This is a genomic window from Streptomyces paradoxus, assembly GCF_014202475.1.
GTDB classification, from domain to species: Bacteria; Actinomycetota; Actinomycetes; order Streptomycetales; family Streptomycetaceae; genus Streptomyces; species Streptomyces paradoxus.
On record NZ_JACHGV010000002.1, the window covers coordinates 1 to 15,134 of the forward strand.

General features: G+C 71.5%; 12 protein-coding genes. 4 read left to right on the top strand and 8 right to left on the bottom strand.

All coding sequences use genetic code 11. The features are described 5' to 3' along the window. Window positions 1-148: 148 nt before the first annotated feature. Window positions 149-1,123, bottom strand: coding sequence for a carbohydrate kinase family protein (locus tag HNR57_RS04955; protein ID WP_184556661.1), 975 nt, complete (start codon window positions 1,121-1,123; stop codon window positions 149-151). A gap of 132 nt (window positions 1,124-1,255) precedes the next feature. Between HNR57_RS04955 and HNR57_RS04960 the strand changes: the two genes are divergently transcribed. After that, window positions 1,256-1,465: a hypothetical protein gene (locus HNR57_RS04960; RefSeq protein WP_184556664.1), complete on the top strand. Its 210-nt coding sequence runs from the start codon at window positions 1,256-1,258 to the stop codon at window positions 1,463-1,465. 146 nt (window positions 1,466-1,611) lie between these two features. Further along, a complete protein-coding gene (locus HNR57_RS04965) occupies window positions 1,612-3,489 on the top strand; it encodes an ICP22 family protein (RefSeq protein WP_313672949.1) in 1,878 nt (625 codons plus the stop codon). A 90-nt stretch (window positions 3,490-3,579) separates the two neighbouring features. On the opposite strand, the gene HNR57_RS04970 is transcribed toward HNR57_RS04965, so the two are convergent. Further along, window positions 3,580-3,936, bottom strand: a complete 357-nt coding sequence (locus HNR57_RS04970) for a HesB/IscA family protein (RefSeq protein WP_031109243.1) — start codon at window positions 3,934-3,936, stop codon at window positions 3,580-3,582. 283 nt (window positions 3,937-4,219) lie between these two features. Here HNR57_RS04970 and nadA point away from each other — a divergent pair, with 283 nt between their 5' ends. Continuing rightward, a complete protein-coding gene (gene nadA, locus HNR57_RS04975) occupies window positions 4,220-5,404 on the top strand; it encodes a quinolinate synthase NadA (protein ID WP_033312633.1) in 1,185 nt (394 codons plus the stop codon). 18 nt (window positions 5,405-5,422) lie between these two features. Here the strand turns inward: nadA and HNR57_RS04980 are convergent, their stop codons facing one another. From HNR57_RS04980 to HNR57_RS05005, 6 genes are all read right to left on the bottom strand, one after another. Beyond that, window positions 5,423-7,654: a serine/threonine-protein kinase gene (locus tag HNR57_RS04980; RefSeq protein WP_184556667.1), complete on the bottom strand. Its 2,232-nt coding sequence runs from the start codon at window positions 7,652-7,654 to the stop codon at window positions 5,423-5,425. A gap of 116 nt (window positions 7,655-7,770) precedes the next feature. Beyond that, window positions 7,771-10,890 (bottom strand): efflux RND transporter permease subunit, encoded by a 3,120-nt coding sequence (locus HNR57_RS04985; RefSeq protein ID WP_184556670.1) that lies wholly within the window; start codon window positions 10,888-10,890, stop codon window positions 7,771-7,773. A gap of 160 nt (window positions 10,891-11,050) precedes the next feature. After that, complete coding sequence (locus HNR57_RS04990) at window positions 11,051-11,734, bottom strand: response regulator (RefSeq protein ID WP_184556673.1); 684 nt, start codon at window positions 11,732-11,734, stop codon at window positions 11,051-11,053. Beyond that, entirely contained in the window at window positions 11,731-12,948 is a 1,218-nt protein-coding gene (locus tag HNR57_RS04995) for a sensor histidine kinase (protein ID WP_184556676.1), read from the bottom strand. Before HNR57_RS04995 ends, HNR57_RS04990 begins: the two co-directional genes overlap by 4 nt. 151 nt (window positions 12,949-13,099) lie before the next feature. Continuing rightward, window positions 13,100-13,378 (bottom strand): PspA-associated protein PspAA, encoded by a 279-nt coding sequence (gene pspAA, locus HNR57_RS05000; protein ID WP_184556680.1) that lies wholly within the window; start codon window positions 13,376-13,378, stop codon window positions 13,100-13,102. A gap of 23 nt (window positions 13,379-13,401) precedes the next feature. Next, the gene (locus HNR57_RS05005; protein ID WP_281403868.1) at window positions 13,402-14,187 is read right to left on the bottom strand and encodes a PspA/IM30 family protein; all 786 of its coding nucleotides are present in this window, start codon (window positions 14,185-14,187) and stop codon (window positions 13,402-13,404) included. A 317-nt stretch (window positions 14,188-14,504) separates the two neighbouring features. On the opposite strand from HNR57_RS05005, the gene HNR57_RS05010 reads away from it, so the two are divergent. Next, entirely contained in the window at window positions 14,505-15,104 is a 600-nt protein-coding gene (locus HNR57_RS05010) for a DUF3043 domain-containing protein (protein WP_184556683.1), read from the top strand. The last annotated feature ends 30 nt before the right edge of the window (window positions 15,105-15,134 follow it).

The window sequence follows — 15,134 nt, forward strand, 5'->3', positions numbered from 1 at the left end:
GGTTTTGGGGGGGGTGGCCGGGGTGTCTTGGGGGGCCGGGGTGCGGGGGGGGGGGGGGGGGGTGTCTCCCGGGGGGGGGGGGGGGGGGGCCCCCGGGGGGCGCCCCCGGGGGGCCCCCCCCCCCCCCCACGCCCCCGCGGACGGCACATCAGCCCAGATGCCCCCGGACCTCTTCCGCGGCCTCGTCCCCGTACGCCTTCGTGAACCGCTCCATGAAGTGCCCGCGCCGCAGCTGGTACTCCTGCGTCCCCACCGTCTCGATGACGAGGGTCGCCAGCATGCAGCCGATCTGCGCGGCACGCTCCAGGGAGACGCCCCAGGCCAGGCCCGACATGAAGCCCGCTCGGAACGCGTCGCCGACGCCCGTGGGGTCGGCCTTGCGCTCCTCGTCCGGTGTGCCGACCTCGATCGGGTCCTCGCCGGCCCGCTCGATGCGTACGCCGCGCGCGCCGAGGGTGGTGACGCGGTGGCCCACGCGGGACAGGATCTCCTCGTCGCTCCAGCCGGTCTTGGTCTCGATGAGGCCCTTCTCGTACTCGTTGGAGAAGAGGTACGTGGCCCCGTCCAGCAGGATGCGGATCTCCTCGCCGTTCATCCGGGCGATCTGCTGGGAGAAGTCGGCGGCGAACGGGATGGACCGGGAGCGGCACTCCTCGGTGTGGCGGAGCATGGCCTCGGGGTCGTCGGCGCCGATGGAGACCAGGTCGAGGCCACCGACGCGGTCGGCGACGGTCTTCAACTCGATGAGGCGGGCCTCGCTCATGGCGCCGGTGTAGAAGGAGCCGATCTGGTTGTGGTCGGCGTCGGTCGTGCACACGAAGCGGGCGGTGTGCAGCGTGTCGGAGATACGGACCGAGTCGGTGTCGACGCCGTGCCGCTCCAGCCAGGCGCGGTACTCGTCGAAGTCCGCGCCCGCGGCGCCGACCAGGATCGGGCGGGTGCCGAGCTGACCCATGCCGAAGGCGATGTTCGCGGCGACGCCGCCGCGGCGGACGTCGAGCTTGTCGACCAGGAACGACAGCGAGACCGTGTGCAGCTGGTCCGCTACGAGCTGGTCGGCGAAGCGGCCGGGGAAGGTCATGAGGTGGTCGGTGGCGATGGAGCCGGTGACTGCGATGCGCACGGCGTGGATTCTCCTGAGGGAGGCGGACCTTGACAGTTCACGCTATCGGGTGGGCGGGGCGGCTCTGAAGGCATCGAAACTACCCGATAGTAGATCTTTCTCCGTGAGCTCGACCGTGCATACGGTGCCGCTATGACGAACCTCAAGCTCCATGCACCCGTTCCGGTCGATCTCGAAGGCGATCTGGCGTCGCTCGCCGGGGACGGGGCACGGATGGCTCCGCACTGGGCGGTCCCCGACCGGGTCGCCTCGCGGCCGGTCTCCCCGGCCCTGATCCACGGCGTGTCCGTACCCCCCGCGTCGGCGCGGCTGCTCGACGCCATGGAGGACTACGGGGACTGAACGGCGCACACACGGGAACCGTGTGCTCCCCCGCTGCGTCCCATCGCTGTCCCCCGTAAAGGGGAGGCGGGATACGACCCTCCAGCGGGCCCGTAGGTGACGGGCCGGGTCCCATGGGACAGCTGTGCAGCCGAAGGAGCGATGCGGTGAACACCGAGCGACCCGACAACGACGACGACGCCAGGGCGGCGGACGGCGCCACCGCCGACGCCCCGGAGGTCGAGGTGCCTGCCGAGGCCAACGTGTCGCCGGGTGCCGCTGACTCCGACGAGACACCCAAGGCCGCGGAGGCCGCTGACTCCGACGAGACACCCGAGGTCACTGAGGCAGCCGAGGTTCCTGAGGCACAGGGTGAGAACGCCGGGGCCGATGGGGGCAGCGAGGGCGAGGCGGCCCCGGCAGCCGACGAGCCGGGTACGCCGGAAGCCGGGACCACCGGTACGCCCGGAGACTCGCAGGACGACGCCGAGCCGGTCCCGGGCCCGGCCCCGGACGGCGAAGTCGCCGGGGACGCCGCGGAAGAAGCCCGCCCCGATGCCGCCCCGGCGCCGGTGGGTGACCTCCCCCGGGACGAAGAGGACCTGGTCCGGCACGGCGGTGGCCGTCCCCGTACGCCCGCGATCATCGCCTCCGTCGCCGCCGCCGTGCTGCTGATCGGCGGCGGCGGGGCCTGGCTCGCCTCCAACGCGTCCAGCGGGGCGGGCGGCGGTACGACGTCCGGTGCGCCCGGCGGGGACGACACTCCCCCGCCGCTCGCACTCGACGGCTACTCGGAGTCCACGGCGGACGGCGGCAACGGCATCGCACCCGGCGAGCCCAATCCCTACGGCGCCACGTACAAGGTCGACGGCACGCTGCCCGACGGTCCCGGCAAGGCGCCGGTGTACCGGGCGCGGGGCGAGGTCACGAAGGAGGAGGTGGCCCGGCTGGCGAAGGCCCTTGGGCTCGACGGGCCGCCCGTGGCGCAGGGCGAGGCCTGGAAGATCGGGGGCCAGGACGGGTCGGGCCCGAGCCTTCAGGTGAACCGGCAGGCGCCGGGGGCCTGGACCTTCAGCCGGTACGCCCCGGGCACCGACAACTGCAAGGGCACCGACACCTGCACCGCCCCGCGGACCGGCGGCACGCCGGTGAGCGAGGAGGCGGCGGAGAAGGCCGCCGCGCCCGTGCTGAAGGCGGTGGGTCAGGACGACGCGAAGGTCGACGCGAGCCAGGTCATGGGGGCCCAGCGGGTGGTGAACGCCGCTCCCGAGGTCGGCGGACTGCCGACGCACGGCTGGACGACCGGGGTCACGGTCGGCTCGGACGGCGAGGTCGTCGGCGGCAGCGGCCAGCTGAAAACGCCGGTGAAGGGCGACACGTACCCCGTGATCGGCGCCGAGAAGGCGCTGGAGCTGATGAACGGGCAGCCGAAGAGCGATCCCCGGATGGGCATCGGCGACTGCGCCAGCCCCGTGCCGCTGAAGGACCGGCTGGAGCAGCCCTGCGAGCAGCCGTCGAGCGGCACTCCTCAGCAGGACACGGTCACGGTCGAGAACGCGGTGTTCGGGCTGGCCGCGCACGTCGTGGACGGGCAGCAGGCGCTGGTGCCGTCCTGGCTGTTCGAGGTGACGGCGCCGGGCGCGAAGGACCCGTTCACGGTGACGTACCCGGCGGTGGAGCCGAAGTTCCTGGCCTCTCCCGAGCCGAGCGAGCCGAGTGACCAGCCGACGTCGGCTCCCGGTCCGCGCGAGGTGAAGGTGGACGGCTACCGGGCCGAGGGCGCGGAGCTGACGGTGACCTTCACGGGCGGGGTGTGCGCGGACTACGACGTGAAGGCGAGCGAGAAGGGCGACGAGGTGACGGTCACCGTGACGTCGACCCCGTGGCCGGACAAGATCTGCGTCATGATCGCCAAGCAGTTCCAGGAGACCGTGCAGCTGGACGAGCCGCTCGGTGACCGGGCGGTCGTCGACGCGGACGGCAAGGCGGTGCCGCTGGCCAAGGAGGGCGCGCGGCTGCCGGCTCCGCCCACCCAGGAGCGGTAGGAGCGGCCGTACGGCACGAAGGCGGCGGCCCCGTCGGAGGGGGCCGCCGCCTTCGTCGTGTCCGCGGCCGCCGGTGGCGGCTCGGCAGGCTCAGCTGAAGGAGTCGCCGCAGGCGCAGGAGCCCGTCGCGTTGGGGTTGTCGATCGTGAAGCCCTGCTTCTCGATGGTGTCCACGAAGTCGATCGTGGCACCGCCCAGGTACGGGGCGCTCATGCGGTCGGTGACGACCTTCACACCGCCGAAGTCCTTCTCGACGTCGCCGTCGAGGGCGCGCTCGTCGAAGAAGAGCTGGTAGCGCAGGCCCGAGCAGCCGCCGGGCTGGACGGCGACCCGCAGCGCGAGGTCCTCGCGGCCTTCCTGGTCGAGCAGCGCCTTGACCTTGGACGCGGCGGCGTCGGTCAGGATGATGCCGTCGGTGACGGTGCTGGTCTCGTCCGATACGGACATCTACATCTCTCCCGGGTTGTACGGAGACTGCTTGCCGACGGTTCCAACCGGCGGGGCCTCGGATTCATTCCGGGGCCGGTCGCGCGTTCTCGGCTCCTTTTCATGCTCGCACACGCGCCGGGAACCGGAAAACGGCTCTTTGCGGGTCTTCCCGGGAATGAACGGCGGCCCACCGGGATTCACGTCACACAGACGCTATGGCCATCGTCAAAGTGACGTGAAGCGGTTATGATAGATAGCGTCAAATCGACGAAAAGTCGCAGAAACAGAAAGGGTGCGTGTCGTGACCACCGCCCAGACCCAGGAGCTCGACGTACAGCCGACGCCCCTCGCCCTGCTGCTCCTCGGCCGTGAGGCCGACCCGAAGAGCGAGCGCGGTGTGGAGTGTCCCGGCGACCTGCCCTCGCCGTCCGACCCGGACCTGGTGGAGCGCGCCCGCAAGGCGAAGGAGAAGCTCGGGGACAAGGTCTTCGTGCTCGGCCACCACTACCAGCGCGACGAGGTCATCCAGTTCGCCGACGTGACGGGTGACTCGTTCAAGCTGGCCCGCGACGCGGCCGCCCGCCCGGAGGCCGAGTACATCGTGTTCTGCGGCGTGCACTTCATGGCGGAGTCCGCGGACATCCTGACGTCCGACGACCAGAAGGTCGTCCTGCCCGACCTCGCCGCCGGCTGCTCGATGGCCGACATGGCGACGGCCGAGCAGGTCGCCGAGTGCTGGGACGTGCTGACCGAGGCCGGGATAGCCGAGCAGGTCGTGCCCGTCTCGTACATGAACTCCTCCGCCGACATCAAGGCCTTCACGGGCAAGCACGGCGGCACGATCTGTACCTCGTCCAACGCCAAGCGGGCCCTGGACTGGGCGTTCGAGCAGGGCGAGAAGGTGCTCTTCCTGCCCGACCAGCACCTCGGGCGCAACACCGCCGTGCGCGACATGGGCATGTCCCTGGAGGACTGCGTCGTCTACAACCCGCACCGGCCGAACGGCGGCCTGACGGCCGACGAGCTGCGCGCGGCGAAGATGATCCTGTGGCGCGGCCACTGCTCGGTGCACGGCCGCTTCAGCCTGGACTCGGTGAACGACGTGCGCGAGCGCATCCCGGGTGTGAACGTCCTGGTGCACCCCGAGTGCAAGCACGAGGTCGTGGCCGCGGCGGACTACGTCGGTTCGACGGAGTACATCATCAAGGCCCTGGAGGCCGCGCCGGCCGGCTCCAAGTGGGCCATCGGCACGGAGCTGAACCTGGTCCGCCGCCTGGCGAACCGTTTCGCGCCGGAGGGCAAGGAGATCGTCTTCCTCGACAAGACGGTCTGCTTCTGCTCGACCATGAACCGCATCGACCTCCCCCACCTGGTCTGGGCCCTGGAGTCCCTGGCCGAGGGCAACCTCGTCAACCGCATCGAGGTGGACAAGGAGACGGAGGCGTTCGCGAAGCTGGCCCTGGAGCGGATGCTGGCGCTGCCGTAACCCCGGTCCCGTCCGTCGTCACCCCGAGCGCGGTTTCCGCCCGGGGTGCGCGGGGTCGAGGCTGAAGACGCTGCCGCCGGGGGTGGTCGCGACGAGGGCGCCTTCGAGGAGCCGCACCGGAGTGGCGCCCCAGTCGGTGGCGTTGCTCTGGGCCCTCGGCTGCGTGTCCCACAGCAGCGTGCCGTTCTTCGCGTCGAGCGCTCCGACGCGTCCGCTGGCACTGGCGAGGTACACGGCCCGGGTCCGTGGGTCGTACGTCGCCTCGCCCGGCTGTTCCAGGCTGGTCGGGGTCTGCCACAGGGGCTTGCCCGTGCGGGCGGACACGGCGGTGACGCGTCCGCTGGCGGTGGCGAACCACAGGGTGCCGTCCGCCAGCGTCACCTCCCCCTCGTACTCCTCGGCCAGCTTCGTCGTGCTCTGCGCACCGGTGCCGGGGTCAACGAGCCGGATCGCCGCATAGGGCGCGTCCTCCCCCATGAGGATGTTCCCGTCCTCGTCCTGGGTCAGGTCCAGGAACAGGAGCCGGCCGTCGAAGGCGCCGAGCAGCCCGCCGACCTGGTGGGGCACGCTCAGCCGGCGCGCCGGGCCGTCGGCCGGGTGCAGTTGCATGACGAAACCGTTCTCCGGTCTCTCCTCCGAGGTGCACTCCAGCCACAGCTTCCCGGCCACCTGCCTGGTCCCGCAGAGGTGCTTCGCGGGCAGCCGTTCCGTCCAGCGCGGGGCGCCGGTGCGGATCGAGCGGGCCGTCACCGAGGTGCCGTCGCCTTCCGGGATCACGACGATGCCGCCGTTGAAGGCCACCTCCGCCCGCCCGTCGTTCACCGCGCGGTCCCAGAGCCGTTCGCCGGTGCCGGTGTCGAACGCGAAGACCCGGGTCGCCCCTTCACCCGGGGGCTCCTGCTGCACCAGGACGGTGTCGTCCCGGACGGTCAGGATCTCGAACCTGGAGAGGTCGTCGCCGGTGACGGCCGCCGCCGGGCCGGCGCGCCAGACGGTCTCGCCCGTCTTCCCGTCCAGGCGGACGGGGAGGATCCCGTCGCCCGCGCAGTAGACGGCCCCCTCGTACGTCTTACACGCCGGACCGCCCCGCAGCCCGCCGCTCTGCGGCTGCTGCGCCTTGCGCACACCGCGCCCGGCCGTCTCGTACACGGTCGTCTGCCAGGGCTTCCAGCCGGCCGGCGGCGCCGCCCACCGGGCGTTCGCGGACGGAGAGGCCCCCTCCCGGTCCGCGCTCTGCGCCCAGCCGGGGCCGAGCGTCAGATAGGCCGTCAGGCCGAGGACGGCGGCGCCGACCGTGCCCGTCGCGGCGAGCAGCGGGCGGACGCGGCGGCGGGGGCGGACGGGGTCCGGCGGGTCCGCCACGGTCGCGGGGTGGGCGGGCTCGACGGCCGGGAGCCTGTCCGCGCGCAGGGGCATGGTGGCCGGGTCGCCGTCCGCCGGCTCGGGCAGGACGGCGGCCAGCTCCCGGGCCAGCTCGTCGAGTCCGGGCCGGTCCGCGGGCTCCTTGGCCAGGCAGCGCTCCAGCAGCCGGCGCAGCGGCCCGTCGATGCCCGTCAGCACGGGTTCGTCGTGCACCACCCGGTACGCCGTCAGATAGGGGCTGTCCGCGTCGAAGGGGCCGCGTCCGGTGACGGAGTACACCAGCAGTGCCCCGAGGGAGAAGACGTCCGACGCCGGGCCGACCGCGCGGGCGTCGACGAGCTGTTCGGGGGACATGAAGGGCGGTGTGCCGATCATCTGGCCGGTCTCGGTCAGCGTCTGGTGGTTCTCCGCCGCGCGGGAGATGCCGAAGTCGATGACGCGCGGGCCGTCTTCGGCCAGCAGGACATTGGCCGGCTTCAGGTCCCGGTGCACCACCCCTGCCCGGTGGATGTCGCGCAGGGCCTCCACCAGGCCCAGGGCCAGCCCGCGCAGTTCGGCGTCCGGCAGGGCGCCGCGGTCGCGGATCCGCCGGGCGAGCGAGGGCCCGGGCACGTACTGGGTGGCCATCCAGGGCCGGGGCGCCTCGGGGTCCGCGTCCAGGACGGGTGCCGTGAAGGCTCCGCTGACCTTGCGGACCGCCGCGATCTCCTGCCGGAACCGGGCCCGGAAGACGGGGTCCGCGGCGTACTGGGCGTGGACGACCTTGATGGCCACGTCACGGCCCGAACGCGCCCTGGCCCGGTAGACGACGCCCATGCCCCCGGCCCCGAGCCGGTCGAACAGCCGGTAGCCGCCGACCGACTTCGGGTCCTCGCTGTGCAGCGGCACGCCCGAATCCCCTTCCCCCGTAAAGCCGTTCGGGCCACAGGATACGTAACGGGACGAGGCGGCGGCCGGGCCCCGGCCGGGAAGGTCCGGTGCCCGGCCGCCGCCGGGTCAGGCCGTCACACGCCCGCGTGCTCCGGCTCCGCCGCGTCCGTGCGCTGGGCCGGGAGGCCCTTCTTCGCCGCGCGCTTCTTCGCCCGGCGCTCCTTGCGGAGTTCGAACATCGCGTACAGCGTCGGGACCAGCAGCAGCGTCAGCAGCGTCGACGTGACCAGGCCGCCGATCACGACCACGGCCAGCGGCTGGGCGATGAAGCCGCCCTCGCCGGTGATGCCGAGGGCCATGGGCAGCAGGGCGAAGATCGTCGCCAGGGCGGTCATGAGGATCGGGCGCAGCCGGTGCCGGCCACCCTCGATCACGGCCTCGACGACGCCGTGGCCCTGCTTGCGGTACTGGTTGATCAGGTCGATCAGCACGATCGCGTTCGTCACCACGATGCCGATCAGCATCAGCATGCCGATCATGGCCGGGACGCCCATCGGGGTGCCGGTGGCGATCAGCAGGCCGATGGCGCCCGTGGCCGCGAACGGGATGGAGACGAGCAGGATCAGCGGCTGGACGAGGGACTTGAAGGTGCCGACCAGCAGCATGAAGACGATCGCGATGGCCGCCAGCATCGCCAGGCCCAGGTTGGCGAACGCCTCGTCCTGGTCCTCGGAGACACCGCCGATCGAGGCCGTCGCGCCGTCCGGGAGCTTCAGCGCGTCGATCTTCGACTGGAGCTGGGTGCTGACCGCGCCGGTGTTGTCGCCGGTCGGCTTCGCGGTGATGGTGGCGGCGCGCTGGCCGTCGATGCGGGTCATCGAGACCGGGCCGTCGACCACCTTCACCGTGGCGATGTCGCCGAGCTTGACCTTGCCGCCCAGACGCAGGTCCTGGAGCTGCTCCAGGGTCGTGGCGGGCTTCGCCGAGCGGATGACGACGTCGCGCTCGGTGTCGTCGAGGACCGCCTTGGCCGCGGTGGTGCCGCGAACGGCCTGGGCGACGGCGGCGCCGAGCGTCTGGTCGTTGAAGCCGGCCGCGGCCGCCTTGTCGTTGGCCTTGACCGAGATGCGCGGCACGCTGGTCGCGAGGTCGCTGGCGACGTCCGTGACGTCGTCGAGGGAGGCGACCGTCTTGCGGACCTCCTCGGACGCCGTGCGCAGCACGCCCGCGTCGGCGGCCTTCACGACCACGCTGAGGTCCTGGCTGCCGAAGCCGTCACCGGCGGCGACGGTGGTCGTGCCGATGCCCTTCAGCCCGGCGAGGCCCTTCTCGATGCTGTCCTGCACGTCCGCGTGGGACGCCGAGTCGTCGATCATGACCTGGTACGAGGCCTGGTTGCTGTCCGTGCCGCCGCCGAAGGCCGCCATGAAGCCGGACGAGCCGATCGTGACCTGGTAGTCCTTGACGCCCTCGGTGCCGGCGAGCAGCTTCTCGACCTTCTTCGCCTGGGCGTCGGTGGCCGCCAGGCTGGTGCCGGGCTTGAGTTCCTGCTTGACGGTGAGGACTTCCTGCTCGCCCTGGTCGAAGAAGTTCGTCTTCAGCAGCGGCGCCATGCCGAACGTGCCGACCAGGACGACGATCGCGATGGCCACGCTGGTGAGGCGGCGGCGGGTCGCGAAGCGCAGGACCGGGACGTAGATGCGCTGGAGACGGCTCCTGGCCTCCTTCTCCTCCGCGATCCGGCGCGCCTCGTCCGCGTCCTCGGGGGTGCCCTTGGGGGGCCGCAGGAACCAGTACGACAGGACCGGTACGACCGTGAGGGAGACGAGGAGGGACGCCAGCAGCGCGGCCGTGACCGTGAGGCTGAACGAGCCGAACAGCTCGCCCACCATGCCGCCGACCAGGCCGATCGGCAGGAACACCGCGACCGTGGTGAGCGTCGAGGACGTCACCGCGCCGGCGACCTCGCGGACGGCCTGGAGGATCGCCGAGTGGCGCTCCTCGCCGTAGCCGAGGTGCCGCTTGATGTTCTCCAGGACCACGATCGAGTCGTCGACGACCCGGCCGATGGCGATCGTCAGAGCGCCCAGCGTCAGGACGTTCAGCGACAGGTCACGCGTCCACAGCACGATCAGGGCGAGGACGACGGACAGCGGGATGGACACCGCGGTCACGAGGGTCGAGCGGATAGAGGCCAGGAAGACCAGGATCACCAGGACGGCGAAGAGCAGACCGAGGGCGCCCTCGGTGGTCAGGCCCTTGATGGACTTGGACACGGCCGGACCCTGGTCGCTGACGACCGTGAGGCCGACGCCGGAGCCGAGGTCCTTGCGCAGGTCCGGGAGCTTGTCCTGGACGGCGTCGGAGATGGCGACCGCGCTGCCGTCGCGGTCCATCGTCACGGCGACGGCGAGGCTGGGCTTGCCGTCGGTGCGGGTGATGGAGTCGGCCGTGGCCTCCTGCTGCTTCACCGTCGCGACGTCGCCGAGGCGCACCGGCTTGCCCTTGCCCGGCTCGCCCGTGACCATCAGGTCCTTGATCTGCTCGATCGAGGTGAAGCCGCCGCCGACCTGCACGGTGCGGTTGGCGCCGTCCTCGTCGAAGGAGCCGGCCGGGACGGTCGCGCCGCCCGCCTGGAGCGCCTGGGAGAGGGACTGCGAGGTCAGACCGGCCTTGGCCAGCTTGGCGTCGTCGGGCGTGACGGTGACCTGGAGGTCGCGCACACCGTCGACGGTGACCTGGCCGACGCCGTCGATGCTCTTCAGGTCCGGCACGACGGTCTTGTCGAGCTGGTCGGCCAGGGCCTGCTGGTCGCGGCCGGAGGTGACGGCGAGGACGACGGTCGGGATGTCGTCCGTGGAGCCGGCGACCACCTGCGGGTCGACGTCGTCCGGGAGCTGGACGCGGGCCCGGTTGACGGCCTGCTGGACGTCGGCGACCAGCTGCTTCGTGTCGTTGCCGTAGTCGAAGGACGCCATGATCACGGCGTTGCCCTCACTGGCGGTGGAGGTGACGCCGCTGATGCCGTCGACGGCTTCGAGGGTGTCCTCGATGGGTTCGACGACCTGCTTCTCGACCACGTCCGGGGACGCGCCCTGGTAAGGCGCCAGCACGGACACCATGGGCAGTTCGATGGTGGGCAGCAGCTGCTGCTTGAGCTGGGGTATCGCGATCGCCCCGAAGACGAGCGCGATGATCGACATCAGCCCTATCAGGGCCCGTTGCGCGAGGCTGAATCTCGACAGCCAGGACATGGGTGAGGGTCTCTCTTCTGTTTAACGGCAGAAGCGGCAGCGGGCGCGCAGATGAGCGCCCGCCCCTACACCCTGAGCCATCGGGGAACGGTGTTTCGTAAGCCCCAGGTCCATTTCCTTATGCGGCGCATACTCCGGCCGCAGTACGCCCGGGTAGAGCTCACTCCACCCTCGGACGGACCAGTCCGGACTCGTACGCGGTCACCACGAGCTGGGCGCGGTCCCGGGCGCCGAGCTTGGCCATGGCCCGGTTGACGTGCGTCTTCACGGTCAGCGGGCTGACTTCGAGGCGCTCGGCGATCTCGTCGTTGGAGTGCCCGCCGGCGACCTGGACGAGCACCTCGCGCTCCCGGACGGTGAGCGAGTCGAGCCGTTCGCCGCGAGCCGGGTCGCTGTCGCCGTCGGCCGGGTCGTCCGTGGCGAGGAACCGGGCGATCAGACCCGTGGTGGCCGCCGGGGAGAGCAGGGCCTGGCCGCCGGCCGCGATGCGGATGGCGTTCAGCAGTTCCTCGGGCTCGGAGCCCTTGCCGAGGAAGCCGGAGGCGCCGGCGCGCAGCGACTGCACGACGTAGTCGTCCACCTCGAACGTCGTCAGGATGACCACCCGGACGTCGGCGAGGTCGGGGTCCGCGCTGATCATGCGGGTCGCGGCGAGACCGTCGGTGCCGGGCATGCGGATGTCCATGAGGACGACGTCGGCCCGCTGTTCCTTCGCCAGCCGGACTGCTTCCGCGCCGTCGGAGGCCTCGCCGACCACCTCCATGTCGGGCTCGGAGTCGACGAGCACGCGGAAGGCGCTGCGCAGGAGCGCCTGGTCGTCGGCGAGCAGGACACGGATGGTCATGCGGGGTCCTCCCCGGTCGGTGTGCGGTTCTTGACCGGCAGGATGGCATGGACGCGGAAGCCGCCGCCGTAGCGGGGACCGGTGGTGAGGGTGCCGCGCAGGGCGGTGACACGCTCGCGCATGCCGAGCAGCCCGTGGCCGCCGCCGTCCTGGGTCTCGTGCTCGCCGCTGCCGTCGTCGAGCACGGTGATCTCGATGTTCGGTCCGACACGGACGACGCTGACCTCCGCCTTGGCCTGGGACCCGGCGTGCTTCTGCACGTTGGTGAGGGCCTCCTGGATGATCCGGTAGGCGGCCAGGTCGACGGCCGCGGGGAGGCTGGTGCCCTGGTCGGCGCGGGCGACCTCGATGTGCAGGCCGGCGCTGCGGAAGGTGCCGGTGAGTTCGTCGAGGCGGTCCAGACCGGGGGCCGGTTCGGTCGGGGCCTCCGGGTCGCCGGACTGCCGGAGCAGGCCGACGGTGGCGCGCAGTTCGTTGAGCGCGGAGCGGCTGGCCTCGCGGACGTGCGCGAGGGCCTCCTTGGCCTGGTCGGGGCGCTTGTCCATGACATGGGCGGCGACCCCGGCCTGCACGTTGACCAGGGCGATGTGGTGGGCGACGACATCGTGCAGGTCCCGGGCGATGCGCAGGCGTTCCTCGGCGACCCGGCGGCGGGCCTCCTCCTCACGGGTGCGTTCCGCCTTCTCGGCGCGTTCCCTGATCGCCTGGACGAAGGCGCGGCGGCTGCGGACGGCGTCGCCGGCCGTGGCGCCGATGCCGGTCCAGGCGAAGATGCCGAGGTTCTCCTGGGCGTACCAGGGCAGGGGGCCCGCGGCCATGGCGGCGCCGGTCAGCACGGTCATGGTGAGCAGGCCGACGCGCCAGGTGGTGGGGCGGTCGGTGGTGGAGGCGACGGTGTAGAGCGCGATGACGGCGGACATCGCGACGGGGGTGCGGGGGTCGCCGGTGACGGACTCGATGACGGAGAGGGTGCCGGTGAGGGCGAGGACCGTCATGGGGGCGCGGCGGCGAAAGACCAGGGCCGCGGCGCCGAGGGTCATGAGGAGGAGGCTGAGCGGGTCGGGGGTGCGCAGGACCCAGCTGACGCTGTCCCGGTGCCGGGGTTCCACGAAGGAGCCGGCGACCATGCAGACCAGGACGGCGAGGGCGAGGACGGCGTCCAGGGCCAGGGGGTGCGCCTTGGCCTGGTGTTTGGCCCGCGCGAGGGTGCTCACGGGTGTTTACGGTAGCTGGGCCGGCAGTGGCTGTGTGAGGTGCTCGGCGCTGTGGCTGGCGTGGGGTGGGTCCGCAGCCCGGCGGAGCGGGGTGCCTCCCCCAAGCTCTTCGAGCAGGGGCACCCCCAGCGCCCAGACTGCCCGCGGACCACTAACCCGGAATCAGGCCGTCGTCGCTGAGGAGCTCCCTGACCTCCTCCAAGGTGGCGTCCGGGGAGGGCAGGATCAGTTCCGACGGTTCCAGGGAGTCGTCCGGGAGGGGCTCGCCGAGGTCGCGGACCCTTGTCAGGAGGGCCTGGAGGGTGCGGCGGAAGCCGGGGCCGTCGCCGTTCTCCATTTCCGCCAGGAGTTCGTCGTCCAGCTTGTTCAGCTCGGCGAGGTGGCCGTCGGCCAGGCTCACCTGGCCCTCCCCCATGATCCGCACGATCATGTCGCCCTCCTAGGCGTGGGCCCCTACTGCTTGTCGAAGCGCGGGGTGTCCTGCGGCTGCTGCTGGGACTGCTGCTGGCTCGTGCCACCTTCGAGGGCCTGCTGCCCGCTGCTTGAGCCTCCGGCCAGCTCGGCCTTCATGCGCTGCAGCTCCAGCTCTACATCCGTACCACCGGAGAGCCGGTCCAGCTCGGCCTGGATGTCGTCCTTGTGCATGCCGGAGGGGTCGTCGAGGGCACCGGAGGCGAGCAGCTCGTCGATGGCGCCGGCGCGGGCCTGGAGCTGGGCCGTCTTGTCCTCGGCGCGCTGGATCGCCAGGCCGACGTCGCCCATCTCCTCGGAGATGCCGGAGAAGGCCTCGCCGATCCGGGTCTGTGCCTGGGCCGCCGTGTACGTGGCCTTGATCGTCTCCTTCTTCGTGCGGAAGGCGTCGACCTTGGCCTGGAGCCGCTGGGCCGCGAGGGTGAGCTTCTCCTCCTCGCCCTGGAGCGTCGCGTGCTGGGTCTCCAGGTCGGTCACCTGCTGCTGGAGCGCGGCCCGGCGGGAGAGCGCCTCGCGGGCCAGGTCCTCACGGCCCAGCGCCAGCGCCTTGCGGCCCTGGTCCTCCAGCTTGCCGGACTGCGACTGCAGCTGGTTCAGCTGGAGTTCCAGGCGCTTGCGGGAGGTCGCCACGTCGGCGACGCCGCGGCGGACCTTCTGCAGCAGCTCCAGCTGCTTCTGGTACGAGTAATCGAGGGTCTCGCGCGGGTCCTCGGCCCGGTCAAGGGCCTTGTTCGCCTTCGCGCGGAAGATCATCCCCATACGCTTCATGACACCGCTCATGGGCTTCGCGCGCCCCCTTCTGACCGACTCCGGTTCCAGCTCCAGCGACAGAACCCACAGTACGGGCCCTGCATCCATTACCGCACTGTTCGGGGACGGATGCGCTCATCCCCAAGGACGACTGCGTGCGCTCCCGCTCCGGCGTAGGGAGTAGGTGGTCCCCGGGGTCACCGGAGCCGTACACCCCGGGGAACATCCGGAGGCGTACGCGACGTCCCCTCTGTCCCCTTACTGACGACTGGTGTTGCCGGATCGTTCCCCACGGGGCTGGGGTCCATGCCCGGAAGCCCTTACCCTTGGGTTTTGTGTTCCGTAGCCGTGCGAAGGATGAGAAGGCCCAGGACGCCGACAAGGCGCCGGTGAACTTCTCCAAGCAGCCCCGCGACCCACAGGCCCCCAAGGGCCGCCCCACGCCGAAGCGCAGCCAGGCCCAGAGCCAGCGCCGCAGCGTGGCCAACACGTCGATGACGCGCAAGGAGGCCGCCAAGCGGCAGCGTGAGGAGCGCCGCAGCGCGCTGGAGCGGCAGCGCCAGGCGCTGGCCAGCGGCGACGAGCGCTACCTGCCCGCCCGTGACAAGGGGCCGGTGCGCCGGTTCGCGCGTGACTTCATCGACTCGCGGTTCAACATCGCGGAGTTCTTCCTGCCGATGGCCGTGGTCATCCTCGTGCTGAGCATGGTGCGGGTGCCGGCGCTGCAGAACATCGCGCTGCTGCTGTGGCTCGTGGTGATCGTGCTGATCGTGCTCGACTCGTTCGTCACGGGCTTCCGTCTGAAGAAGCAGCTGGCCGAGCGTTTCGCGGGTGAGAACAGGCGCGGCGCCGTCGCCTACGCCCTGATGCGCTCCCTCCAGATGCGTCGGCTCCGGCTGCCGAAGCCGCAGGTCAAGCGCGGAGAACGGCCCTGACCACGACGCCGTTCTCCAGGGGTGCGGCGG

Coding starts and splice junctions, on each gene's coding strand:
- pspAA (WP_184556680.1), bottom strand. CDS start 13,378: ATGATCGTGCGGATCATGGGGGAGGGCCAGGTGAGCCTGGCCGACGGC.
- HNR57_RS04960 (WP_184556664.1), top strand. CDS start 1,256: ATGACGAACCTCAAGCTCCATGCACCCGTTCCGGTCGATCTCGAAGGC.
- HNR57_RS05005 (WP_281403868.1), bottom strand. CDS start 14,187: ATGAAGCGTATGGGGATGATCTTCCGCGCGAAGGCGAACAAGGCCCTT.
- HNR57_RS04985 (WP_184556670.1), bottom strand. CDS start 10,890: ATGTCCTGGCTGTCGAGATTCAGCCTCGCGCAACGGGCCCTGATAGGG.
- HNR57_RS04990 (WP_184556673.1), bottom strand. CDS start 11,734: ATGACCATCCGTGTCCTGCTCGCCGACGACCAGGCGCTCCTGCGCAGC.
- HNR57_RS04970 (WP_031109243.1), bottom strand. CDS start 3,936: ATGTCCGTATCGGACGAGACCAGCACCGTCACCGACGGCATCATCCTG.